This is a genomic window from Larkinella sp., assembly GCF_965227735.1.
Taxonomy (GTDB): domain Bacteria; phylum Bacteroidota; class Bacteroidia; order Cytophagales; family Spirosomataceae; genus Larkinella.
The window spans coordinates 3,642,774-3,667,802 of record NZ_OZ245776.1; the positions used below are offsets into that span (position 1 = coordinate 3,642,774).

The 25,029-nt window shown below is 50.7% G+C and carries 21 protein-coding genes; 16 read left to right on the forward strand and 5 right to left on the reverse strand.

The genetic code is table 11. From position 1 onward, the window contains the following. Nucleotides 1-6: 6 nt before the first annotated feature. Nucleotides 7-1,749, reverse strand: a complete 1,743-nt coding sequence (locus ACO064_RS14125) for a sensor histidine kinase (RefSeq protein ID WP_421827933.1) — start codon at nt 1,747-1,749, stop codon at nt 7-9. A 221-nt stretch (nt 1,750-1,970) separates the two neighbouring features. Between ACO064_RS14125 and ACO064_RS14130 the strand changes: the two genes are divergently transcribed. Further along, complete coding sequence (locus tag ACO064_RS14130; protein ID WP_421827934.1) at nt 1,971-3,293, forward strand: hypothetical protein; 1,323 nt, start codon at nt 1,971-1,973, stop codon at nt 3,291-3,293. A gap of 22 nt (nt 3,294-3,315) precedes the next feature. On the opposite strand, the gene ACO064_RS14135 is transcribed toward ACO064_RS14130, so the two are convergent. Further along, the gene (locus ACO064_RS14135) at nt 3,316-3,612 is read right to left on the reverse strand and encodes a hypothetical protein (protein ID WP_133299874.1); all 297 of its coding nucleotides are present in this window, start codon (nt 3,610-3,612) and stop codon (nt 3,316-3,318) included. Between the two features lie 70 nt (nt 3,613-3,682). On the opposite strand from ACO064_RS14135, the gene ACO064_RS14140 reads away from it, so the two are divergent. The 3 genes from ACO064_RS14140 (at nt 3,683) to ACO064_RS14150 (ending at nt 8,345) form a co-directional block, all read left to right on the forward strand. Further along, nucleotides 3,683-4,501, forward strand: a complete 819-nt coding sequence (locus ACO064_RS14140) for a polysaccharide deacetylase family protein (protein ID WP_421827935.1) — start codon at nt 3,683-3,685, stop codon at nt 4,499-4,501. A gap of 246 nt (nt 4,502-4,747) precedes the next feature. Continuing rightward, complete coding sequence (locus tag ACO064_RS14145) at nt 4,748-7,576, forward strand: outer membrane beta-barrel protein (RefSeq protein ID WP_421827936.1); 2,829 nt, start codon at nt 4,748-4,750, stop codon at nt 7,574-7,576. Between the two features lie 22 nt (nt 7,577-7,598). Continuing rightward, nucleotides 7,599-8,345, forward strand: coding sequence for a GLPGLI family protein (locus ACO064_RS14150; protein WP_421827937.1), 747 nt, complete (start codon nt 7,599-7,601; stop codon nt 8,343-8,345). A 64-nt stretch (nt 8,346-8,409) separates the two neighbouring features. On the opposite strand, the gene ACO064_RS14155 is transcribed toward ACO064_RS14150, so the two are convergent. Continuing rightward, complete coding sequence (locus tag ACO064_RS14155) at nt 8,410-10,122, reverse strand: GMC oxidoreductase (protein WP_421827938.1); 1,713 nt, start codon at nt 10,120-10,122, stop codon at nt 8,410-8,412. 103 nt (nt 10,123-10,225) lie between these two features. Here ACO064_RS14155 and ACO064_RS14160 point away from each other — a divergent pair, with 103 nt between their 5' ends. Next, nucleotides 10,226-10,822, forward strand: coding sequence for a transposase (locus ACO064_RS14160; protein ID WP_421827939.1), 597 nt, complete (start codon nt 10,226-10,228; stop codon nt 10,820-10,822). Between the two features lie 82 nt (nt 10,823-10,904). Here the strand turns inward: ACO064_RS14160 and ACO064_RS14165 are convergent, their stop codons facing one another. Continuing rightward, nucleotides 10,905-11,621, reverse strand: coding sequence for a LexA family transcriptional regulator (locus ACO064_RS14165; RefSeq protein ID WP_114407483.1), 717 nt, complete (start codon nt 11,619-11,621; stop codon nt 10,905-10,907). A gap of 117 nt (nt 11,622-11,738) precedes the next feature. On the opposite strand from ACO064_RS14165, the gene ACO064_RS14170 reads away from it, so the two are divergent. The 11 genes from ACO064_RS14170 to ftsZ all read left to right on the forward strand — a co-directional run bounded on the left by ACO064_RS14170 (nt 11,739) and on the right by ftsZ (nt 24,332). After that, nucleotides 11,739-13,016, forward strand: a complete 1,278-nt coding sequence (locus ACO064_RS14170) for a DNA polymerase Y family protein (protein WP_421827940.1) — start codon at nt 11,739-11,741, stop codon at nt 13,014-13,016. Nucleotides 13,017-13,193: 177 nt separating this feature from the next. Next, entirely contained in the window at nt 13,194-13,760 is a 567-nt protein-coding gene (locus tag ACO064_RS14175; protein ID WP_421827941.1) for a thioredoxin family protein, read from the forward strand. A 175-nt stretch (nt 13,761-13,935) separates the two neighbouring features. Continuing rightward, the gene (locus ACO064_RS14180) at nt 13,936-14,727 is read left to right on the forward strand and encodes a transglutaminase family protein (RefSeq protein ID WP_421827942.1); all 792 of its coding nucleotides are present in this window, start codon (nt 13,936-13,938) and stop codon (nt 14,725-14,727) included. Between the two features lie 106 nt (nt 14,728-14,833). Then, the gene (gene mscL / locus ACO064_RS14185; protein ID WP_138992959.1) at nt 14,834-15,157 is read left to right on the forward strand and encodes a large-conductance mechanosensitive channel protein MscL; all 324 of its coding nucleotides are present in this window, start codon (nt 14,834-14,836) and stop codon (nt 15,155-15,157) included. 132 nt (nt 15,158-15,289) lie between these two features. Continuing rightward, nucleotides 15,290-16,651 carry a UDP-N-acetylmuramoyl-L-alanine--D-glutamate ligase gene (gene murD / locus ACO064_RS14190; protein ID WP_421827943.1) on the forward strand — a complete coding sequence of 454 codons (1,362 nt, stop codon included), beginning with the start codon at nt 15,290-15,292 and terminating at the stop codon, nt 16,649-16,651. Nucleotides 16,652-16,727: 76 nt separating this feature from the next. Further along, nucleotides 16,728-17,870, forward strand: a complete 1,143-nt coding sequence (locus tag ACO064_RS14195) for an FtsW/RodA/SpoVE family cell cycle protein (protein ID WP_170315701.1) — start codon at nt 16,728-16,730, stop codon at nt 17,868-17,870. Nucleotides 17,871-17,935: 65 nt separating this feature from the next. Beyond that, complete coding sequence (gene murG, locus ACO064_RS14200; RefSeq protein ID WP_421827944.1) at nt 17,936-19,033, forward strand: undecaprenyldiphospho-muramoylpentapeptide beta-N-acetylglucosaminyltransferase; 1,098 nt, start codon at nt 17,936-17,938, stop codon at nt 19,031-19,033. Nucleotides 19,034-19,234: 201 nt separating this feature from the next. Continuing rightward, nucleotides 19,235-20,617: a UDP-N-acetylmuramate--L-alanine ligase gene (gene murC, locus ACO064_RS14205; RefSeq protein ID WP_421827945.1), complete on the forward strand. Its 1,383-nt coding sequence runs from the start codon at nt 19,235-19,237 to the stop codon at nt 20,615-20,617. A gap of 83 nt (nt 20,618-20,700) precedes the next feature. Then, the gene (locus ACO064_RS14210) at nt 20,701-21,426 is read left to right on the forward strand and encodes a cell division protein FtsQ/DivIB (RefSeq protein ID WP_421827946.1); all 726 of its coding nucleotides are present in this window, start codon (nt 20,701-20,703) and stop codon (nt 21,424-21,426) included. Continuing rightward, nucleotides 21,423-22,841, forward strand: a complete 1,419-nt coding sequence (ftsA, locus tag ACO064_RS14215) for a cell division protein FtsA (protein WP_421827947.1) — start codon at nt 21,423-21,425, stop codon at nt 22,839-22,841. Before ACO064_RS14210 ends, ftsA begins: the two co-directional genes overlap by 4 nt. A gap of 78 nt (nt 22,842-22,919) precedes the next feature. Next, nucleotides 22,920-24,332 (forward strand): cell division protein FtsZ, encoded by a 1,413-nt coding sequence (ftsZ, locus tag ACO064_RS14220; protein WP_421827948.1) that lies wholly within the window; start codon nt 22,920-22,922, stop codon nt 24,330-24,332. A gap of 82 nt (nt 24,333-24,414) precedes the next feature. On the opposite strand, the gene ACO064_RS14225 is transcribed toward ftsZ, so the two are convergent. Next, nucleotides 24,415-24,975, reverse strand: coding sequence for an NADPH-dependent FMN reductase (locus ACO064_RS14225; protein ID WP_421827949.1), 561 nt, complete (start codon nt 24,973-24,975; stop codon nt 24,415-24,417). Nucleotides 24,976-25,029: the final 54 nt, after the last annotated feature.

Sequence of the window (25,029 nt, forward strand, 5' to 3'; positions counted from 1 at the left end):
GTACGTTCAAATTTTAAACTGCATCTCAAACCGGGTGCCCGCTTCCGAATGAAATTGACAGGAGCCGTACAACTGATCGACCTGGATCTGAATGAGACGCATTCCGAAGGTCTTACTTTCCCTAAAAATAGCTGTACCGGTTTGCGAAAAAGGTAGCCCCGGTCCATTATCGGTAACGGTCAGCAGTAGCGCACTTCCCTGCCGCCGACTCATCACCCGGAAAACCGGATCAGGATGATCCGGGAACGCATATTTACAGGCATTGGTGGTTAATTCGTTCACAATCAACCCCAACGACAAGGCATGGGTGGCCGATAACTCAAACGCTTCCAGGTCGTATACTGTCCGAATCCCGGAATAACCAAAAGTGCGGATGACACTCTCGACCAGTTCAGGAATAAAATCAGGCATATTAACGGTCACCAGCCCTTCGCCATCGTAAAGCCGGCGATGCAGCAGGGCCATCGCCTGCACCCGCAACTGACTTTCTTCCACGGCTTTTCGGGCGGTTTCGTCAACAAGCTGTTTGGAATGCAGGTTGAGCAGACTGGACACCACTTGCAGGTTGTTCTTCACCCGGTGGTTCTGCTCTTTCACCAACTCGGCATTCCGGGCACTGATGCGGTGGTTTTTACGGTAAAGCCGAAAAAAAACAATGCTCGTGACCACCGTGACGAGCAGGAGAGCCGAGACGGCCCAGGTCAGGCGTTGCTGAAAGAACAGGGTCTCCGAACGCAACGCCAGTTCTTTCTGCTGGGCTTTCAGGAGCGCATCTTTTTGCCCGGCTTTGTACTCCATATTCAGGCGGGATATGGCCCCTGCGTGATCAACGGTGTAATTATTACTTTCAATCTGACGCAATTTTTCGCTGTGTACATACGCATGTTTCCAGTCGCCAATGGATTGATAATACAATTGGTAATTGCTTTCAAAACTATAATTGATAAAATGGTCGATGAACGGACTCTGGTTGAGCAGTTGCTGTGCCTGAGAAAGAAATGACCATGCCTGCTTAGGCTGGCCCAGACTGGTATACGCCGAAGCCAGTTCCAGCATGAGCTTCATCCGAATTCCCTGCTCTTTCTGCAGCGTTGCCAGTTCCAGTGCTTTTTTCAGGTAGTCTGTTCCGGTCTGGTTCTGGCCCACACTTCTCCAAAAACGACCAATCCCCAAATGGTTTTCAATACGGGTTACGGTATCTTTCAGTTTATAAGCAAGTTGGTTTATTTTCCGGTAGTAATGCACGACACTGTCTGGCTGCGGTTTAGATTGATCCGGCGCTCCATCGGGTCCGTTATTGATGTAAAAACCCATCAGGCATCCGTACGCTCTGATCAAGGCTTTATCAGAGTGAATGCGCTTCGCCATCTCCAGTGCCCGATACGCATATAAGAGCCTGTCCTGGCGGTTTTCCTGAGTACCGCTCAACCGAACGTACAATCTGACCAAATCAGAGGAGCCACCACGGGGTTCAATGATTTTTAATGATTTGAGAAACCAGCGGTGGGCGGTCAGACGGTCACCGGAGGCTTCGTAGGTTTTTCCATAGAGATAATACGCTTCAGCCAGCAACAACGAATCTTTCTTCGCGACGGCCTCCCGGTATACCGTATCCGCATAGAGCAATTTATGCGACTGGAGTTTGAGGTAATGGGGCTGCTGTGCCCTGCCTGCCACCAGCGTCAATCCCAGGATCAGCAAAAGGCCAATGAGCCGCGCCATCATATACCGAAGGGAAAGAAAGGACATGAATTACGCTGGTTAGATTTACGTATGAAATCAAAAGAAAGTGAGTTTGTCATTCTAATCAGTAATCCTCACTGAGAGAATCGGCGACTCTGTATAGGCATTCCCTTCATTGGTAAAGTTACCGATAATTCACTTCTGGCAATCAAGTACATTCGACAAAATAAACCAGCGGTTTTCTTCCGAAACATCCTGTCGATTCCAACGATTTCTTTCAGTCAATTATGAAACGCATCTGCTTGCTCTGTCTTGTAATAGCCCTGCTGGGTAATGCCTGTGTATCGCATAAACCGGTCGCACTCAGCACGGAGAGCCTACATGATGGAGCCATACGGGTAACCCCGGCCTGGCAATCGAAACGGACGGTTTGGAGCAAGGCCTGGCCTTTCATCGTGGGGCCGCTGGCCATGGGCACTTTTTTTGCCGTACGTCAAAATGCGGATCCGCAATTTTATTCGAATAAAAATACGGGCGCACCCTATCCGGTGGGTACTACTGCGGCAGTAGGTGCCGGATTGGGACTGATGGTACCCGGCTATATTCCCTTCTCCTTTTTTCGAAAGAAAAGCGTTCGGTCACGTACCTACCAAACCAGCGAGGAAGATAAATGGGTGTCGGCCTACGGCAATTATGTAGTGCGAGAACGCGCTCCGGGCGGACGGCTGTTGCTTATTCCCTACAAACAGGTTAAAGACTACGACCAAACGGAGCAGCAAATCAAAGAAAAAGCCGAACGGGAGCGTCGGGAAGCGGAAGAAAGAGTCCGACAAGCCGAAATGGCACGGGAAGAAACCGCTTACCAGAATTTCGTGAAGTATGATTCCTGGCAATACTACCTCGACCACTTCCCGAACGGTCGGTATAAAAATGAAGTCCTTCAAAAAGGAGAGTTACTGGCCTATAAAAGAGTGACGACGGGATCCGGTGATTCCTGGGAAACCTATATTAAATATTTCCCTCAGGGCGAGCATAGTCAGGCCATTCGGCAGGTAAAATCTGAAATCATTCAGGTCCAAAATTTACGGGCGCAGTATTATGAAGCCAATACGCTTGAAGCCTACAACAAGGTCGTGGAAACGGGTCGGAACCTGCAAACTGAACTCACAGAAAAACGTGGTAAGATTCCAGCCTCCGACGGATATGCCAGCCAAATCATTTCCGGATTGGCCAATGCAACCGGCATTCTCATTACCAGTGCAGACGAGCGACTAAGCAAGAAACAGATTGAACGCACCCGCAGACTGGAATTAGCCAAAGAATGGGTGATTGGGGAAAGTTTATGCTGGACCACCAGCAGTGTTAAACTTGACGAAAATGGAAAAGAAGTGCCAGGCACCAGTGCTAAAATGGCCATTCGGGTAGTTATTGAAGAGATTAATCCGGAACGCACCCGGTTCAAAGTCCGGATTAAGGAGCTTTTTAGTTACCGTCTGAACAAGAATGTGGACTCATTCCGCATGGAAACCGCAAACCGGGTTTGGCAACCCGAAGAAGTTGACTGGCTCGACCCTACCAGTGAAGAGTTCGATTTCAAAAAGTGCAATTGATCCAGCCAGGGGTTCTACTCCTTCAAAACACCACTTCTATTCCAAAATCATTAATTTGCACCATCGACGGGGCCTGCTGGTTGCGCAGTTCGGTGGCAATGCGTTGAATGATTTCGGTTCGGCGCGGGGTGGCGACTTTGGCCCCGGCACTCCGGCAGTAGGCAGGCCATTGTTCGTTGCCCGGAACGAAAACGTAGATGGAAGTCAACATGCGTTCGTACGAAAACCGCAACGTCAGCATGGATTCACGGTAGCTGATCCACCCGGATAAACCGGTGTGTTCCATTTCAACGGTGTAATTGGTCAATGGAGTGGCCATAGGGGTCCGGGTAGCCCAAGAGTTCATCAAATTCATGATACGGTGTTTTTGGAAGTAATGGTGTCCCGCTATGCTGATCGTTTGGTTGTGTTTACTGTATTGGGCTATCGCTCCTAAGATCGATAATTGCGTAAAAGATGCAGCCCGGGTCGCCGACGTTGCACGCAACGACACAAACCCCGAAAAATATATTTCGCGGCACCGGGGGGCCATCATCCGGGGCGACACAACCGCCCGGCGGCTGGCGATCGTGTTTACGGGTGATGAATACGCCGATGGTGGCGAACAAATCCGGCAGAAACTAGCGCATCACCGGGTTGCTGCTTCGTTTTTTCTGACGGGCCGGTTTTATCGCAATCCGGTTTTTCAATCCCTGATCCGAAGCCTGAAAAAAGACGGTCATTACCTCGGCGCGCATTCTGACGCCCATCTGCTGTATTGCGACTGGACAAAGCGCGACAGCCTTTTGGTAACCCAAACACAGTTTCGCAACGATCTGGAGCAGAATTACGCAGCCATGCAATCCTACGGTATCTTGAAAAAAGACGCCCGGTATTTTCTGCCGCCCTACGAATGGTATAACGACAGCATTGCCGCCTGGACCAAAACCGCGGGTTTTCAACTCATCTCCTATACGCCCGGCACCCTCAGCCACGCCGATTATACAACGCCCGATCTGAAAAATTACCGCAGCAGCCGGGTCATTCTAGAATCCATTTATGCGTATGAGCAGCGGCAGCCAGCCGGCTTGAACGGTTTTATTCTCTTGCTTCACGTTGGGACACACCCCGCCCGAACCGATAAACTCTATGCGCACCTGGACGAACTTCTTGAGTATTTACAGCAGAAAAAATACCGGCTGGTGCGGGTCGATGAATTAATTCGATAAGGAACATATAACAAAGTATACTTTCTCCGTTTTTCTGTTGATTCATGCAACAGTCCGCTGTGAATCAATGTCTTTCCCTTGTTTTTCAGAATTGCCCCGCCTGTTTGCTAACCCGGCATTGCTCCTGTAAAAATATTTTTTTAACTACAATTGTAGTTGTAACTATTAAAATTTGTTAACTTTCAGCAACGGATGTTAATTCTTTCCAATTTGCCGGTGCGTATTGCAAACTGAATCCTGTTCCCTATGAAAAAACTTTTCCTGCTGCTGTTACTAACAGTATGTTGTCAGGCGGCTTTTGCCCAACAGTCGAACCGGATCACCATCCGCGGCTCCATCACCGATACGTCCAAAGCCGTCATGCCCGGAGCAACCGTCATGCTTCTGACCCCGAAAGACTCCGCACTGGTCAATTTTGGCCGAACCAACGACAAAGGGGCTTTTGAATTCCGGAATGTAAAGCGGGCTCCATACATTTTGAAAGTATCGTACGTCGGTTTTTTGCCCTTGCAGGTCGAAGTGAATCCCGACAACAGCGAGGTGACCGACCTGGGGGCCTTGCCCATCAAGCCCATTCAGAAGGAATTACTGGAAGTAGTCATTAAAGCGGCCAAAGCACCGCTGAGCATTCGGGGCGATACCATCGAGTACAATGCCGCTTCGTTCAAAGTACCGCCCGGATCGACGGTAGAAGAACTGCTCCGCAAACTGCCGGGCATGCAGGTCGACCAGGAAGGGAACATCAAAGCCCAGGGCGAAAACGTCACGAAAGTCACCGTGGATGGAAAAACGTTCTTTGGCTCAGATCCTAAACTAGCCACCAAAAACCTTCCGGCCGACGCTATTTCGAAGGTGCAGGTGTTCAACGACAAAACAGAAGCCGCCAAGACGACCGGTATCGACGACGGAAAAAGGGAAAAAGCCGTTAACCTGGAATTGAAGGAAAGCCACCGTAAAGGCGGTTTCGGAAAAGTAACGGCAGGCGTCGGAACGAAAGACCGGTTTCAGCTTCGGGGGAATTACAACCGCTTCAATACGAAAGAGCAAATGTCGGTGATTGGTCTCGGCAACAACATCAACCAGACCGGTTTATCCTTCGATGATTACCAGGATTTTCGCGGAAGCCAGTCCTTCAACTGGGAAGATCAGGGCGATTTCGGGTTCTACAGCGGAGGAGTCTATTTCTTTGGGGGCGACGATGGCATCGGGGTTCCGATCACGGGCGGGGGTAGCAACAGCCGGGGCTTTTCCCGCAACTATGCCGGGGGAGCGAACTACAATTACGATACCAAAAAGACCAAACTCAGCTCCAATTATTTCTACAACCAGAGCGGTCTGACGCTCAACTCGGATTTAGAAAAAGAGACCTTTCTGCCCAATAGTTCATTCCTGAATACGGACCACAAGAGCCAGGGTAGCCTGACCCGAAATCACCGGGGCAGTGCGCGGTTCGAGCAGAAAATCGATTCGCTCAATACGCTGGTGATCATCGGCAACCTGCGCGCCAACAACGGCAACACGAACCTGTTCAGCGATCAGAACTTTTTTGAAGGACCCAATCAGGAAACGCGCACCAGCCAGACCAATTTTGCCAACTACAACCAGTTCAACGGTTTTCAGTTGGCGACAACGGCAATTTACCGGCACACCTTCCGGAAGAAAGGGCGCAACTTTGCCGCCAGCCTGGCCTACAACGTGAACGATACCGATGGGTCGGCCCAGCAACGTTCGACCAACACCTATTTTAATGATACCACCGCCACCGGCCCGACGGTTTTCCGCATCAACCAGGACAACATCACCAGCAGTTTGCGAACCGAAATCAAGTCCAGCTTGGATTATACGGAACCCTTATCAAAAACAACGTTCTGGGAAACGTTTTACAACTTCAGCCGACGCAACGACAAGGTCGATCGCGATGTGTTTGATGTCGGTGACCAGATTTCCGTTCGGAATGAAACCCTGAGCCGGTATTATACCAACGATTTTACCTACAATCGCATTGGATCTTTGATTCGTTATTCCGACAAAGGATTCAATGTGTCGGGCGGTTTGGCGGGTATGTGGTTTCACCAGGCCGGGCAATTTGCCTCGAATCAGGGAGCCTCTAATTTTACGAAAGTCGACCGCAATTATTTCTCGGTTGTTCCCAATGTCAGCATAAACTACAACAAGAAGAACAAACGGTTTAACGCCGGTTACAACGTCAATGTCAACCAGCCACAAACCAGCGATTTGCAACCGGTTGTCGACAACAGCAATCCCCGCTTCATTCGGGAAGGAAATCCCGATTTGCTACCCTCGCTCACACACCGGGTCAGTGGCGGATTTGGCGTCTTCAATCCCGGTAGCTTTGTCAACGTGTTCGTCAATGTCAACTACGGGTACAACATCAATCAAATCGTTTATAATCAAACGGTTAATGAATTGCGGGTAACGACTACCCGCCCGGAGAACATCAGCGGTGGAACCACCAAAGGAGGAAGCGTTTATTTTAGTTTCCCGATAAAAAAGACGAAAGCGGTGCTGAATACGAATTTTTACACCAACCTCAACAAATTCCCGACGTTTATCAATGGCGTACCGAACCAAACCAACAACAACAATTACAACGCCTACATGAGCCTGGATTTGACGCCGAGCGAAAAATTTACGTTTTATCCGACGTTTAACTTTAGCATCACGGATACGAAATATTCCGTCAATACGGCGCAAAACCTGACGATTTATAATTACAACTACGGCGGTAACATGAACGTCCAGTTGCCAAAAGGAATTTTCTTCAACGGGCGGATGAATTATCAGATTTACAAAAATCCCAAATTTGACTTCAGACAGGAGTTGCCGATTTTGAACCTGGCCGTTTACAAACTCTTCCTCAAAGACAACAAAGCGGAGGTGCGGCTGACGGCCTATGACGTATTCAACAAAAACCGGGGCATTACGCAACAGGCTTACCAGAACTACGTTCAAACCGAACGGGTTCAAACCCTGGCGCGGTATTTCATGCTCTCCTTTTCGTATAACCTACGGGGCCTGAAGTCGCAAATGCGTCAAAATAACTACATTTATTAATCAGCAGGAACCGCAAATGATAATGAAAAAGCTTCTGATTCTTCTTCTCGTAATGATCGGGGCGCCGTCAATGGCCCAAAAAATGGAAGGTGTCGTTACGTATGACCGCACGCAGGATTACGTTAAAATCATGTCCCGGATGACGTTTTTGAGCCTGGATCAGAAAGAGCGCATGAAGGCCACCAACAAAAACTACAGCAGCCGCCCCACCCAAATGGTGCTGTATTTCAACGAAGATCAAAGTCTGTATACCAACGAAAGTGAGTACTGGCGGAGCGAAAACGGTCAGTGGTCCTACCGAAACAGCGATTACATCATCCGCCGTGATTTCAAACAGGAAACCAAGTCGGACGTAATCGAAATGCTGGGGAGAACCTACCTCATCGACGATTCCCTGAAAACGCCCCAATGGAAGATTCTGAACCAGTTGAAAGACATCGCCGGCCACATCTGCATGAAGGCCGAAACCGAAGACCCCATCAAGCAACAGAAGGTTGTCGCCTGGTTTGCCCAGGACATTCCGGTTTCGGCCGGACCCGAGCAGTATTTCGGCTTACCGGGCCTGATTCTGGAACTGGATCTTAACGACGGCGATGTGGTCATTACCGCCAGCAAGATTGAGATGCGGGATGTCTCGAAAGAGTTAACCGCTACCAAAAAAATCAAAGGCAGGAAAATCAAAACCGCTGACTACGATAAATTGATCAAAGACCATATCCAGACCAGCACCAAAGCCCAGGAAAACCCGTATTGGACGATACGGTATTGAATTTAATGATGAGTTATGAATGATGAACGATGAATGCGTCACCCCATTCATCGTTCATCATTCCTTACAGGTTCCCCTTCTTGAGCTCCACAGCGGCATAATTGGCGGCCCGGGCCGTCAGCGCCATAAACGTAATCGACGGGTTTTGGTTGCCGACCGAGGTCATGCACGCCCCGTCGGTGACGAAAACGTTTTTGACGTTGTGAAACTGATTCCATTTGTTCAGCAGCGACGTTTTAGGGTCTTTCCCCATCCTGACACCGCCCATTTCGTGAATATCCAGCCCCGGATTGCGGTTATCGTCATAAGACGCGATGTTTTTACACCCTGATTTGTCGAGCATTTCGGCCCCCTGCACCAGAAAGTCTTTCAGGATTTTCACATCATTGTCGTCGTACCCCACCGACGTAATCAGTTGCGGAATGCCCCAGGGATCTTTCTGATCAGTACTGAGACGAACGTGGTTTTCGTATTTTGGAACGGTTTCGGCCTGCATCATCATGTAGACGCTCCAGTCGCCCGGCGTCAGCAGACTTTCTTTAAATTCCGCCCCGAATCCTTCCTGCCCGTTGCCACGTCCCCAACCGGCACGGCTGGCACTGAACGCTACCATATACCCCCGCTGAAAGTCCGTTTCCTGCTTTTTCACGTTCCGGAAGGAAGGCATAAAAGCCGTGGTCGGTCGACGTCCGTAGAAATACTGGTCCTTGTAGCCCTCAAACGAAGCCGTCAGACTGCCCCGGTAATTATGGAAGGCTACATAACGACCCAGCAAACCGTTGTCGTTGCCCAGGCCATTCGGAAAGCGTTTTGAAGTCGAATTCAATAACACCAGATTGGAATTCAGACAGGCCGCGTTGACAAAGATGATTTTGGCAAAATACTCGGTCGTTTGCTTCGTATGAGCGTCGATCACCCGCACACCAGTTGCCTTGCCTTTCTGCTCATCGTAAATGATGGAATGAACGACCGAGTCGGGCCGAATCGTCAGATTACCGGTTTTGGCCGCCCACGGCAATGTCGCGGAGTTGGAACTGAAATAACCGCCAAACGGACAACCCCGGTAGCAAAGATGACGTGCCTGACACTGCCCGCGTCCCTGCTGCAAATGAATGGGCTGCGGTTTGGTCAGGTGGGCGCAGCGGCCAATGATCACGTGCCGGTCGGCGTAGTTGGTTTTAACCGCCGTCTGGATGTGTTTTTCGACGCAGTTCAGTTCAAAAGGCGGCAGGAACTCGCCGTCGGGCAGGCTGTCGATCCCGTCTTTGTTGCCACTGATGCCGACAAACTTCTCGACCCGGCTATACCAGGGCGCGAGGTCGGCGTAGCGAATGGGCCAGTCGACGGCAAAACCGTCGCGGGCCGGAGCAACAAATTCGTAGTCGCTCCACCGCTGGGTCTGCCGCGCCCAGATCAGCGATTTTCCGCCGACCTGATAGCCCCGAATCCAGTCGAACGGTTTTTCCTGAATATACGGATGTTCGGCATCTTTCACGAAATACTGCTGCGTGGCCTCGTCCAGCGCGTAACATTTGGTGGCTACGGGATTGGCCACCTCAAACGTGTCGGGCATCCGGTTGCGGTGGGGCAGATCCCACGGATTGGCCATCGCTGTTGGGTAGTCGGTGATGTGTTTCACCATCCGGCCCCGTTCCAGCACCAGGGTTTTCAGTCCCTTTTCACACAGTTCCTTAGCTGCCCAGCCCCCGCTGATTCCCGAGCCGATGACGATGGCGTCGTAGCTCATTTGTTCTTTGGCCTTTCCGTTGAGATTCATCAAATAGAAGCGGTTAAATCCATTCGCAAGTTAAACAAAAACCCCTGTCAGGTTTTCAAAACCTGACAGGGGTTTTTACGTCTAAACAGATAAAACTTCCGTTATGTCAGCTAGCCCCCTTCCTCTGTTGCCTGATCAGTATTATCACATCTATAACCATGCAAACGCATCGGACTTATTGTTTCGGGAACCGCCTAACTACCAGTATTTTCTGAAAAAATACGCAGAACACTGCGCGCCGGTAGTCGATACTTTCGCCTATTGTTTGATGCCCAACCATTTTCATTTATTTGTTCGCATAAAGTCTGAAAGCGAGCTGGTATCTCATTTTGAAATGCCTGAAAATCTGAGTTCTCTGGAATTACAGGATAAAATAACCTTTCAACTCAGTCAAATATTTTCGAATTTCTTCAATGCATACGCCAAAGCCTATAACCGGCGATTTGAGCGAAAAGGAGCCTTATTCCCGAATCCTTTCAAAAGAAAAGAAGTAAGCGATGAACGATATTACAACCAACTTATTTACTATATCCACCACAATCCCGTCAAACACGGTTTTTGCAAAGAATTAGTTAAATGGCCGCATTCTTCTTTTCAATCATTGATTTCTGAAAAACCGACTTTATTATGTCGCAATGAAGTTTTGAGTTGGTTCGGTGGGCGGGCTGCCTTCATGGCTTTTCACCGAGATACGGTTTAAAATGGACAGACACCTGTCAGGTTTTCAAAACCTGACAGGTGTCTGTCCATTTTAAACCAGTTATTATTTACATTCCCATACCCTACTCCACCGGCGAATCGATCACCCTCACGATTTTCCAGATGCCGCGAATGTCTTTCAACGGAACCGTAACACTGCCACCGTTTGGATTATCGGAATGCAGCGTTAACCGCTGTTTGGTCAACAATTCGTTGTCTTTGATGCGTTTAACGACGAAAAAATCGCGGTAAATCACCGCAAAGATGCCGCCCGACTGGTATTCCCAATTGTTCGGGTCTACCAGAATCGCCAGTACTTTCGCTCCGTTTGCCAGTTGTGGCGTCATGCTGTTGCCCGAAACCTCGATAACGACCGGGTCCTTGTGATTGCCCACCAGATGAACTGGAACGCGGTACGTTTCCATCTGTGCCATGCTGATTCCTTCAATGTAGGTCTCGATGAAGCTCGCGTAGAAACGCGTCGGCACAAAAGGAAGATCGGTATACCGTACTTCCAGTTCAATAATTTTTCCGTTCTGCTCCGGCTCGTCCAACACGGGTTTTTGCCCCCGCAACAGAAAGTCGGCCCGTACCTGCGGATACTGCTCCAACAACCGCATGATGGTATCATACGATGGTTTAGCGCGGCCGTTCAGGATGTTATAAAACTTCGATGAGTTCTCACCCAGGTCTTTGGCAGCCTGGTAGATACTGATTTCCAGCGCGTCAAATACTTGCCGCAACCGCTCCTGAATCGGCTCTAAACCCTCCTCAAAAGATTTTCCGGGTTCGTTAAACATAATATAGTTGTTGACTTTTATAATATAAGTATTATATATTGTGATCAAATTTACTAAATAAAACAACAAATCCGATGAAAACTACCAGAATAATATTATACGATAGCTAAAAAAAGGATGAAGCGGCTGGGGGAATACACGAAACCGACGGTTCTGTTCGTCGATATGAACAGTTTTTTTGCCAGTTGCGAGCAACAGGTAAATTATTACCTTCGCGACCGCCCGATTGCGGTGTGCGTCTATACCGGAAAACAGGGTTGCGTAATTGCGCCCTCCATCGAAGCCAAACGACTGGGAATCAGGCTCGGGATGCGACTGGACGAAGCCGTAAAGATTTGCCCGGATCTGGTTCCGGTTGAAACGAACTCCAAGCGTTACCGTGAATTTCACGTTGCCATCATCGATGTGCTCCGTCAGTTTACGCCCGATGTGCTACCGAAAAGCATCGACGAAGCGGTGGTCGATCTCACGCGCTGTCAGTTGATGTACAAGGACGTGCGGGAAGTGGCTCAGCAGATCAAACGGGATATTCGCGAAAAAGTCGGTGATTACCTGCGCTGCTCCATCGGAATTGCGCCCAATGCATTTCTGGCCAAATTAGGCTCCGATCTCCAGAAGCCCGACGGTCTGGTGATGATCACGCCCGAAACCATCGACGACGTTTTACGGAATCTGAAACTGACGGATTTGCCCGGCATTGGAACCCGCATGGCAAAACGGCTCGAAGACAAAGGCATTCTGACGCCCCTGAATCTGCGGTATGCGTCGCCCGAGCGACTGCGGGCGGTTTGTCAAAGCGTCATCGGCTGGCACTGGCATCTGCGGCTGAACTTCGGGGGCGAAGTGGATCTGGAAACCAGCGCCTACAAAAGCATGCAGGCCATGCGAACCATTTCGACGGCCCAGCGACGATCCGAAGAGCAACTGGATGAGTTGCTCCAGTCGCTTTGCCTGACGCTCGAGCGCCGGATGGTGCGTCAGGATGTTTTCTGCCAGATCGTGACGTTCTATTGCCGGTATCACGACGGCCGAAACTACAGCGACGAAGTCCGGCTGCCCGAACCGAAACAGGATAGCATGGAACTCTACCACCTGATCCGGCAACGCTTCGAGCGGTTTCAGAAACTCAACCAGTGTGAACCGATTTTAAATCGCTCGATCCGGAGCATGAGTGTCAGTGTGTATCGCTTCATTCCCGCCCAATTGGTTCCTTTCAGCTTGTTCGAAGACAATACCCGCAAAAACACGCTTCGGAAAACGGTGTATGAAGTGAAAGCGAAGTTTGGCAGCGATAAGCTGATGCGCGCCACCGAACTCCGTGATAACCCCGTATTCCGGGATGTCATCGGTTTCGGATCAATCAAGGACTTGCACGATGACCAAAATCCATTTTGAATGACGAAACCGATACGTCCAATAGTTTTTTAACGAAAACGTGTTACTCTTCCTTCTTTTTGGAGTCAAAACAAGGAGCACGAACTTCGACTGGTGCTACACGGTTTTCCTGGTATCTTTCGTTATCTAATTTGGTACAGCAAGCCCGGAAGCGGTTTTGCCTTAATCATCAGACTTATGAATAAATTATTCACCGTCGTTGTAACCATGCTGCTTGTTACAGTGACACTGGTTTCGTTTCGGCCCCGCCCGGAAGCCGCCAAAGAAGATGCCAAAATCAAGTGGCTGACGATTGAGGAAGCCTTTGCGCTGAATCAGAAAACGCCGAAGAAGGTTTTCATCGACGTGTATACCGATTGGTGCGGCTGGTGCAAGGTTATGGACCGCGAAACCTTCACCAACCCTTCCGTTGTCGACTACATCAATAAAAACTATTATGCCGTTAAGCTGAACGCCGAACAGAAGGCCGACATCGTGCTCGGAACCGATAAATTTGTGTACGTTGCGCAGGGCGGCCGGGGCTATCACCAACTGGCGGCTGCGCTGTTGCGCAACCAGTTGAGCTATCCGACCGTCGTATTTCTGAACGAAAAATTTCAGCCGATTCAACCCATCCCCGGATACATAAAAGCCCCGGAATTTCATCAGATCATTACCTTCATCGGGGGCGACCACTACAGCAAAGAACCCTTCGATCAGTTCAAAACGAAGACTTATCAGCAGAAATATTCCGCAAAGATTTAGCGGATTGACTATCGTCCAACGCAAAAATGACCCCGGTTTCAGATCGGGGTCATTTTTGCGTTCAACCGTACAGAAAATAATTCGTTTACATCCGAAATACGAAGAACAATTTCACAGAAATTGAAGTTAGGAAAGCTTGAGCAACTTAAAACCGACGCTCGCATCCTGACACTTTATGAAACTTTTCGCCGGCTGTGAACTCCTCTACGAAGTTCCGGCTCCAGCACCTGTTGTGCTTATGTTACGCCCCCGCTCCGGTGCCGGGCAATGGGTAATTTCCGAAGAATACCAGATCGAACCGAGCATTCCGGTGATCGAATACACCGACCCGTACGGCAATCTGTGCCAGCGGCTGATGGCCCCGGAAGGCAAGTTCAAGATCCAAATATCGCTGGTGGTCGAAACCGCCGACGAAATCGATACGGCTCCCGGCGCCCCTTTTGTGCCGGTGCAGGATTTGCCCGACGACACCCTGCAGTTTTTACTACCCAGCCGCTATTGCCAGTCGGACCGGCTGGGAGCCCTGGCGGCCGAAATTACAGAAACCGCCCTCCCCGGCTACGACCAGGTTGAAGCGATCCGGAGCTGGATTCAGACCCGCGTGACGTACCAGTATGGCACCAGCGATGCCAGCACATCGGCCGTTGAAACCGCCGAAAAACGCATTGGCGTCTGCCGCGATTTTGCACACCTGGGCATTTCACTTTGCCGCAGCATCAACATTCCGGCCCGGATGGTCGTGGGCTACCTGCACCTGCTGGAGCCGATGGATCTGCACGCCTGGTTCGAAGCATTCATCGATGGCCGCTGGTATACGTTCGATGCCACCCAAAAAGAACCCCGTGGCAATCGGATCGTGGTTGCCTATGGCCGGGATGCCGCCGATGTGGCCCTCGCAACGCAGTATGGTGCCATGACGCTGGAAGAAATGCGGGTATGGGTGGAAGAAAAGAAAATAGACGGATAAGTTGCCAGACAGGTGAAATAAGACCGGTTTTTCTTTTTTTGTAAATAAATTTGACAAAACGGTTACATTTCATAACTTCCTGCCAATCAACTTAACCACTCAATCCATGCTGAAAGAATTTAAAACCTTCATTGCTCAGGGCAACGTACTGGATTTGGCCGTGGGTGTCATCATTGGTGCGGCTTTCGGAAAAATAACCACCTCTCTGGTTGAAGATATCATCAATCCGATCCTGGGTCTCTTAACGGGCGGTGTCGATTTCAGTAATTTGAAAATTGTTCTGAAGGAAGCCGTCGGTGAAACGCCGGAAGTGGCCATTCGGTACGGTAATTTCCTCAACATTGTCATTCAGTTCTTAATCATTGCCTGGGTTGTGTTCCTCATTGTTAAGGCGGCCAACCGGTTTAGGTCGCAGGAAAAGAAAGAGTAACCTTTCCACTGTACCCACTCCATCGACCCCGCTCCAGAGCGGGGTTTCTTTTTTGGAAACAAAAAGATTGGTGAACGGGCGAACAGACTACAGCGAAACCCCTATTTTTGTCTTCGGTTTGCACATGAATCTATGAAAGGTATTAGGGAATTGATGGTTGTTTTGGGCGGAGGAGAAAGCGGAGTTGGAGCAGCGTTGCTGGCAAAAGCGAAAGGATACACGGTTTTTTTGTCGGACAAAAGTCTCTTACAGGAATCCTATCGTCAGATTCTCCAGCAAGAGGGCATCCCGTTTGAAGAAGGACAACACACCGAAGAAACTATTTTTCAGGCCGACGAAGTGGTGAAAAGCCCCGGCATTCCCGAAAAAGCGCCCCTTATTCAGAAACTCCGGGAAAAGAAAATCCCGATTATCTCGGAAATCGAACTGGCTTCGCGCTACACGAAGGCCCAACTGATCGGTATTACGGGCAGCAACGGAAAAACCACCACGACGCTCCTGACCCATCATCTGCTGAAAACCGCCGGTTTCAACGTTGGTCTGGCGGGCAACATCGGCGAAAGTTTCGCTCAGCAGGTTCTCGACCATTCGTTTGACTATTACGTTCTGGAACTGAGCAGTTTCCAGTTGGACGATATGATTCAGGCCCGGATGAATGTCGCCATCCTGCTCAACATCACGCCCGATCACCTAGACCGCTACGAGTACCAGTTTTCGAAATACGTGGACTCGAAATTCCGTATTTTGCAAAACATGACCCCTAACGATACGTTCATTTACTACGCGGAAAGTCCGGTGATCAGTGAAACCCTGCCCGTTAAAAAACCGGTGCCCCGGCTGTTGCCCGTGTCGCTGGTCGATGCACCCAAACGGGGGGCTTACCTGAAAAACGGTTTGCTGGTAATCGACAACGGTTCACAATCCTTTGAAATTCCACTGGCTGATCTGCCGTTGAAAGGCAAGCATAACGCCATCAACATGCTGGCAGCAACGCTGGCGGCTCTGGCGGTCGGCGTCAAACCGGACGCACTGCGGGAAGGATTGCTGACGTTCCAAAATGCCGCTCACCGGCTCGAACCGGCGGGCGAAATCAAGGGGGTTCGATTCATAAACGACTCGAAAGCGACCAACGTTGATTCGGTTTACTATGCTTTGGAGAGTATACCAACGCCGGTGGTGTGGATTGCGGGCGGTTTGGACAAAGGAAATGACTACGACCAGCTTGAGCCCTTGGTTCAGGAAAAAGTAAAAGCGTTAATTTGTCTGGGAAAAGATAACCGGAAACTGGTAAGCTACTTTTCAAACCGTGTTCCGACGCTGTTTGAGACGCAGGATGTCAACGAAGCCGTTGCCAAAGGACTGGAACTGGCCAATCCGGGTGACACGGTTTTGCTATCACCCGCCTGCGCCAGTTTCGACCTGTTTCGTAATTACGAAGACCGGGGCAATCAGTTTAAAGAAGCCGTTAAACGAATGATGAATGATGAACGATGAACGATGGATGGGCCTGCGGCCGGTATTCCGTTTTAATTCATCATTCATGATTCATCATTCATAATTCATTTGAGGAATGACAATCTCTCCAACAGACTGGTTGAAAAGCAACATCAAGGGCGACTACCACATTTGGGGGGTAGTGCTGTTTTTGTCCATCATGAGCGTTGCGGTTGTGTACAGTGCCACGGGGACGATGGCCTATCAGAAACTGCAATCGACGGAACATTACCTCTTCAAACACGGCGCACTGGTGGTGCTGGGGCTGGCCTGCATGTGGGTGGCTCACCGGTTCAACTACGTCTACTACGCCCGGTTGTCGCGGTTTGGCATGTGGCTGTCGGTACCCCTGCTGCTGTGGGCCTATTTCAAAGGGACGAACCTGAACGAAGCCTCGCGCTGGATTACCATTCCACTGATCAACCAGACCTTTCAGCCCTCGGATTTGGCCAAACTCGCCTTGATCTCCAACCTGGCCGCCATGCTGGCCAAACGGCAGCACATCAAAAAGGAACAGTATGACCCCAGCGTTCTGGTCAACATGATTGGCTGGATCGGGATTATCTGTGCCTGCATCGTTTTGAGTAACGCATCGACGGCAGCTTTGCTGGCTGCCACCTGCTTTCTTCTGATGTTCATCGGACGCGTACCCAGCAAGTATTTGCTCATCATGGTGGTGGTTTGCATGATCATGGGTAGCTTTGCTCTTTTGATCGGGCAGCGGGCTAAAACATCGGGCAGCCGTCTGACCAATTACTGGGAGACCTTCAACGGAAGGCGACCGCCCGAATTTCAGGTTGAACAATCATACATCGCGCTGGCACACGGCGGAATTTACGGACAGGGACCGGGGAACAGCCACCAGCGGAATTTCCTGCCCCACTCCTATTCCGACTTTATTTTTGCCATGATTGTGGAAGAATACGGACTGATCGGCGGCATCGTCATCATTGCGGCCTACCTCTATCTGCTTTGGCGAGGGATGCGGGCCATTCGAAAGGCCAACCGGGCGTACGGCGGTTTGCTGTCGGCCGGTCTAACGTTCAGCATTGTGATTCAGGCAATGATCAACATGGCGGTTTCGGTCGGATTGGTTCCCGTAACGGGCCAGCCGTTGCCACTGCTCAGCATGGGCGGAACATCCCTGCTTTTCACCGGAACTGCCATCGGCATTATCATCAGTGTGAGCCGGGGAGAAGCCGACGAAAGCAAAATTTAACCATAATCGACTGATTACGAACGGTTTTTAACACATTCGTAATTTCAATTCAGAGTCAACCTATCATGCCAAAACGCATCATCATCAGCGGTGGAGGAACCGGCGGACACATTTATCCGGCGATTGCCATTGCCAATGAGCTAAAAACCATCGATTCGGCCACCGAAATTTTGTTCGTGGGGGCCGAAGGAAAGATGGAAATGGAAAAAGTGCCGCGGGCAGGCTACCGGATTATCGGCTTGCCGGTGGTCGGTATTAAACGGCAGTTGACGCTGGAGAATCTGGCTTTCCCGTTCAAACTGGGGCGAAGTTTTCTGAAGGCACAACAGGTCGTCCGCGACTTCGGGCCGGATGTAGCCGTGGGCGTGGGTGGCTACGCCAGCGGCCCGGTTTTGCTGGCAGCTTCGCTAAAGGGCATTCCGACATTGATTCAGGAGCAGAATTCATACGCCGGGCTGACCAACAAGCTGTTGTCGCGCGGAGCCAGAACCATCTGTGTGGCCTATCCCGGCATGGAAGCGTTTTTCCCCGTTCAAAAAATCAAGTTGACGGGCAATCCCGTCCGGACCGACATTATGCAGGCCAAAGGGAAGCGCACAGAAGGCCTGGCTTTTTTCAAGCTGGAACCCGATCGCAAAACATTGCTGATTATCGGGGGCAGCCAGGGGGCACGTACCATCAACGAAAGCATCGAAAAAGACCTTCGGTTGCTGGTCGATTCCGGTTACCAGGTTGTCTGGCAAACCGGGTCGCTGTTCATCGAACGCGCCCGCAAAGCCGTCGCCGATGCCGGGGCCAGCCGGGTCAAAGCGTTTGATTTCATTTACGAAATGGATCTGGCCTACGCAGCCGCCGACGTGGTGGTGTCGCGGGCGGGAGCCTTATCGGTTTCCGAGCTTTGTCTGGTCGAAAAACCGGCCATTCTGGTTCCGTTTCCGGCGGCTTCGGAAGACCACCAGACCAAAAATGCGATGAGTCTGGTGAATCGGCAGGCGGCTTTGCTGGTCAACGACCGTGCAGCCCCCACCGATCTGGTTCCGGCGGCACTGCGGCTTCTGGCCGATCCTGAACAGCAGCAAACGCTCAGTCAACACATTCGCGAACTGGCCCGGCCCAAAGCCGCCCGCGAAATTGCGGAAGAAGTTTTAAAATTGATAAAATAGATGGTTAACAATGGTTTGAATGGCTGTATGGTTGAATGGCTAAAATTTGAATGATTGTATGGTTAAATAACTAAAAATGGTTATAGGTCTAAAACCATCCAACCATTTTTAACCATTAAACCGTACATCCATTTTCAACCATTTAACCATCAAAACCATTTTTAACCATATAGCCATTCAAACCATCGTAGACCATTAAAAATGAATAACATCCGTTACGTTTATTTTCTGGGAATTGGCGGTATTGGCATGAGTGCCCTGGCGCGGTGGTTTCTGGTCAACGGTTATGAAGTGGCGGGTTACGATCGCACCGCCACCGCCCTGACCAACGCCCTGCAACAGGAAGGCATGGCCATTCACTTTGAGGAAGATGTCGAACAGATTCCGGCGCATTTTCGGGAAAACCGGGACGAAACCCTGGTCATTTACACCCCTGCCGTACCCAAAACCCATCAGGAATACATTTACCTGACCGAACACGGTTTTACGTTGCAGAAGCGGTCGCAGGTGCTGGGCTTGCTGGCCGGGCGGATGACCACCGTGGCCATTGCCGGCACCCACGGCAAAACGACGACGTCGTCGATGGTGGCTCATATTCTGAAAGATTCGGGCGTGAACTGTGCGGCTTTTCTGGGCGGTATTACCCAAAATTACGGCACCAACTTTCTGCTGAACGAACCGACCGACGATCTGTCGAAGGTCATTTGTGTGGTGGAAGCCGATGAGTTCGACCGGTCGTTTCTGACGCTGTTTCCGCAGGTAGCCATCGTCACCTCCACCGACGCCGACCACCTGGACATTTATGGCGACCACAACGCGGTTCTGGATTCGTTCAGTGCTTTTGTCAGCCAGATAAAACCGGATGGCACCCTGTTTATGAAACGGGGGCTGGCATTGGCCGACCGAACCCCGGCAACCGTTTATGAGTACGCGTTAGACGAAGGCTCGTTCTACAGTAAGAATCTGCGCATCGAAAATGCCTGCTTTGTTTTCGACATTGTTTATCCTCAGGGGGTTATCGAAAACATAGCCTTGCAGATGCCTGGTTTTCACAACGTCGAGAATGCCGTAGCTGCCGCGGCTGCCGCTTTGCAGGTAGGTGTCAAGCCGGAACAGATCCGGCAGGCACTCGGAAATTATAAGGGGGTAAAACGTCGCTTCGAGTATATACTCAAATCAAAAAACGTTATATTTATCGATGATTACGCCCATCACCCCGCCGAAGTATTTGCTTTTTTGTCGTCGCTAAAAGCGTTGTATCCGGAGCGAAAAGTAACGGCCATTTTTCAGCCGCACCTCTTTAGCCGGACCCGCGATTTCGCCGATGCGTTTGCAAAGAGCCTTTCACTGGCCGATCGGGTCATTTTGCTCGATATTTACCCCGCCCGTGAGTTGCCCATTGAGGGGGTGAGTGCCGACCTGATTTTCAAATCGATTTTGTCTGAAAATAAAGTTCAATGCACCAAAGCAGACCTGCCCGATCTGCTGCGAAACGAACCGCCGGAACTGGTTGCAACCATCGGTGCAGGCGACATTGATCAGATGATTCCGGTGTTGCGAAACCTATTTGAGACCAATCAATAAAAATTCATCTCTTTTAAAGTTAATAAACACGGATGTTTTCTATTTTTCCCTTAAATAGAACTTTCATTCTGACCGTAGCAGGGTTGGCCATTTTGGTGGGACTGATTGCCTTTACCGAACACCGCCAAAACCACCGCCAGTGTGAAGGCATCGACATCCGGATGGACGAAGTTGATGGCCACCGGTTTTTGAACCGGAACGATGTACTGAAAACGCTGACCAACGAAGGGGCCGATCCACTGCTGGGCGATGATTATGCCGACCTGGATTTGAAGCTTTTGGAAAGGCGGCTGAAACAGAATGGGTTGATAAAAAGTTGTCAGTTGTATCGGGATCTGAAAGGGATTCTGATCGCTGATATTAAGCAGCAACGGCCGTTGGCGCGGCTGGTTCCGGATGGCGATGAAGACAAATCGGCTTATGCCGGTTATTATCTGACCGAAGAAGGGCGGTGGTTTCCACTGTCCATGAATTACACGGCACGGGTCGTTCTGGTATCCGGATCGTATTTCAGCGAACGAAAATCGTTGACGACGGAGCAAAACCAACCGTTGATCGAGTTGCTGAAACAGATTGAAAAAGACCCGTTCTGGAAAGCGCAGGTGGCCCAGGTGGTAGTCGACAGAAATCGCGAAGTTACGCTGATTCCGCAGGTGGGCGACTGTCTGATCGAAATCGGGCAACCCGTCGAACTGGAGTCTAAATTTGAAAAGATTAAATTGTTTTACAAACATATTCTGCCCCTGAAAGGGTGGGAACGATACCGGAGGGTTAGTGTGCAGTACCGTAACCAGATTGTGTGCGAATGATACCTAAGCAGGAAGAAATTATAGTTGGACTGGACATCGGCAGCACCAAAGTGTGCGCCGTGGCTGGTCGCCTTATCCGCAGTAACGATCACGCTCGTCTGGATGTCCTGGGCGTGGGAAAAGCCATTTCAAAAGGAGTCACCAAAGGCTCCGTCGTCAATATTGGGCAAACCGTCGAAGCCATCAACCGGGCGGTTGAAGAAGCCGCCGGGCAAGCCAACATCGATATTCACGTCGTGAATGTCAGTTTTTCCGGGCAAAATGTAACCGCCCGCCGGCAACACGGCAGCATTACGCGCACGTCGCCCGGGGATGAAGTGGTGGCCGATGACATCGACCACCTGGTCGGCGATATGTACCGTTCGGTTCTGCCGGCCGGTGCGGAAATCGTTCACGTCCTGCCGATGGATTTCACGGTCGACAGCGAATCGAACATCGATTACCCTGTTGGGCGGATTGGCGTTAAGCTGGAGGCTGATTTTCAGGTCATTACTGCACAAACGAGTTCCGCGTCCTACACCCGCAAGTGTATTCAGCGCGCCCGTTCGGTATCTCCCCAGAAAGAACCGCTGGAAAACGACAAATTCCTGCTGGCGCCCCTCGCGTCGGCTTTGGCGGTTTTGACCGATGAGGAAAAACACGCCGGTGTCGCCCTGGTCGATATTGGTGGTGGCACCACTGAAATTGCGATTTACCACAAAAATGTGCTGCGGCATGTTGCCGTGGTTCCCTATGCGGGAAATAGCCTGACAGCCGACCTGGAAGTCGGATGCCGGGTGTTGCCAACCCAGGCTGAACTGCTGAAAACGAAGTTTGGCAGTGCCGATCCCACGGATTTCCGACTGAACGAAGTCGTGGCGGTTCCGAACCTGAGCGGTCGGCCGCCCAAAGATATTCTGCTGAAAAACGTAGCCCTCGTCATCGAGGCCCGTCTGAAAGAAATCGCAGCGATGGTACAGGCTGAAATCATCCGCTCCGGCTACCGCGACAAACTGGTAGGCGGTGTGGTTTTGACCGGCGGAACGGCTTCGATTTCAGGCATCGAACGGATTTTTGAGCGCGTTACGGGCCTGGACGTCCGGATTGGTTTTCCCGATCAACTGGAACACAACGTCAAGGCGGACCTGGTCAGCGACCCGGCTTTCGCCACGGCGGTGGGTCTGGTGTGGGCCGGTTTCAAACGGTTGGACGACCGCATTCCCTTGCAGCACATGGTTTTAAATCCGGTGAGCGGTTCCGGCACAAACGGACATGGTCACGGACACGGTACAAATGGACAGACATCCGGGAAGAATGCAAAAGACTCGGGTAAAGGAGAAGAAAAAGGGGGTGGCGGGTTTATGACCTGGGTTCGGAAGTTTCTGACCGACGACATCGGCAAAGACCTCGGCCCCGACGACCGGTACAATCAGTAGTACTCAATTTTGACGGCACAACGTACTGGCTATCCAGCGTTACCAAATATATATTTATAGCAACAAACATTAGCAGGTATGCCAGAGGCATTGGAGTACGGCATGAGGTTTGAATTCCCCGACGAGGAGGATGACCCAATCATTAAAGTAATAGGCGTCGGTGGCGGTGGCAGCAATGCCGTTAACCACATGTTTAGAATGGGCGTGAAGGATGTGGATTTTATTGTCTGCAACACCGACCGCCAGTCCCTGACCAATAGCCCGGTAAAGACCAAAATCCAATTGGGTGCCCTTCTGACTTCCGGACTGGGAGCCGGAACGAACCCCGAAGTGGGCCGCCAGGCCGCGCTGGAAAATACGGACGACATCCGGCAGTTACTGGGCGAACCCACCAAGATGGTTTTCATCACGGCGGGGATGGGGGGCGGAACCGGAACCGGAGCCGCACCGGTTATTGCCCAGATTGCCCGGGAAATGGGCTTGCTGACGATTGCTGTCGTTACGGCCCCGTTCGACTTTGAAGGCATCGAGAAGTTGGATCAGGCCATGCGCGGTATCGAAGAGTTGAAGGAATACTGCGACACGGTTCTGGTTATTCTGAACGATAAACTGGCGGAAATCTTTGAGGATTTTCCGATGGATCAGGCGTTTGCCAAGGCCGATGATGTGCTGGCGAATGCCGTCAAAAGTATTGCGGAAATCATTACCGTTCAGGGCGAAATCAACGTCGACTTTATGGACGTCAAGCGGGTGCTGGAAGGTGCCGGTCAAGCCGTAATGGGCTCCGCCGATGCCGAAGGCGAAACCCGCGCACTGACTGCCATCCAGGACGCCCTCAACTCGCCGTTGCTCAACGACCGCGACATTCGGGGTGCCAAACGGATTCTGCTCACGATGGCGTCGGGTCCGGATGCCCGTACGACCATGCGGGAATTGCAGATCATTACCGGTTATATCAAGGAAAAAATCGGCAAGGACAAGCAGGCACATCTTTTCAAATACGGTACGATCAAAGACAAATCGCTGGGCAAAAATCTCCGCGTGACGGTGATTGCTGCCGGTTTCGATTTGCCTGCTGAACGACCGGATTTTCCGCCAACGAACTGGAAACAGCCGGAGCCGGAGCTGAAAAAAGAAGAAGTGACCGACGAGTTGCCCGTTGACGAAGAGGAGGATACGGAACTGGTAACGGAAGACCAACCCCAGGGAGCAGACACTTTGACGCGGGGCGGTGGAAACATCGAGGTGGCACCGGTACCCGATCCGGTAACCCGTCCGCATTTGACCAGCATCGACGACATTCTGATTGACGAAAAGCGGGAAGATGATTTGCTGCTGATCCAGAAAATGGTCGAAGGGTTTTCGCAGGGGCGGTATTCGGAGCGGGAACGGGAATTGGAAACACCGGCTTTTGCCCGCCAGAAAGTGAATTTATACGAAATACCGCTTCTCGATGAGCGGGATATTATTCGTACCCGACTGAATGATTGATTGAATGCCCCTAAATCCCCTAAAGGGGACTTGGACATATCCAATTTTAGAAGTCCCCTTTAGGGGATTTAGGGGCATTCAATCAAAAATCAATTAATTGCTGCGCCTGTTGTTGCAGGAGCATATTATAAAGCTCATTGTGTAGAGCGCCTTCTTTCCAGTAATTCCGGATCTGCGCCAGCTTCACGCGCAACGCCAGGGTATTCGTCCCGAGGTAGCTAAAAATATCATTCAAATGGCTGAGGGCCAGGGCCCCACCCTGGTGATTGGCGGATAGGCCCACCAGCGCTACTTTCTTGTTTGATAAACCGCTGGGATAACTCATTCCGTCGATAAAGGCTTTCAGGACACCGGGATACGAATTGTTGTATTCTGGAACGATAAACACCATTTTCTTCGCCCGTTCGACCACTTCCTTGTAACGGTTGAATTCAGGATTTTTTCCCGTATTTTCGTACAAAGCCGTCGTCATAAAATCGGGGGGAAGTCCGCTTAAATCCAGAATATCACTCGATTTACCCAGTTGCTGCAGAATGAGGTGGTAATAATCGGCAATATGGCGCGACATGGAGTCTTTCCGATTGGTTCCGACGATGATGATGATGGGAATTTCACGTACCGGTTCGGTAGGATTTGTATTCATATCCTTGTTTTCGTTCTGCTGAATAGACACTCAGTTGCAGCAATAACAACCCGT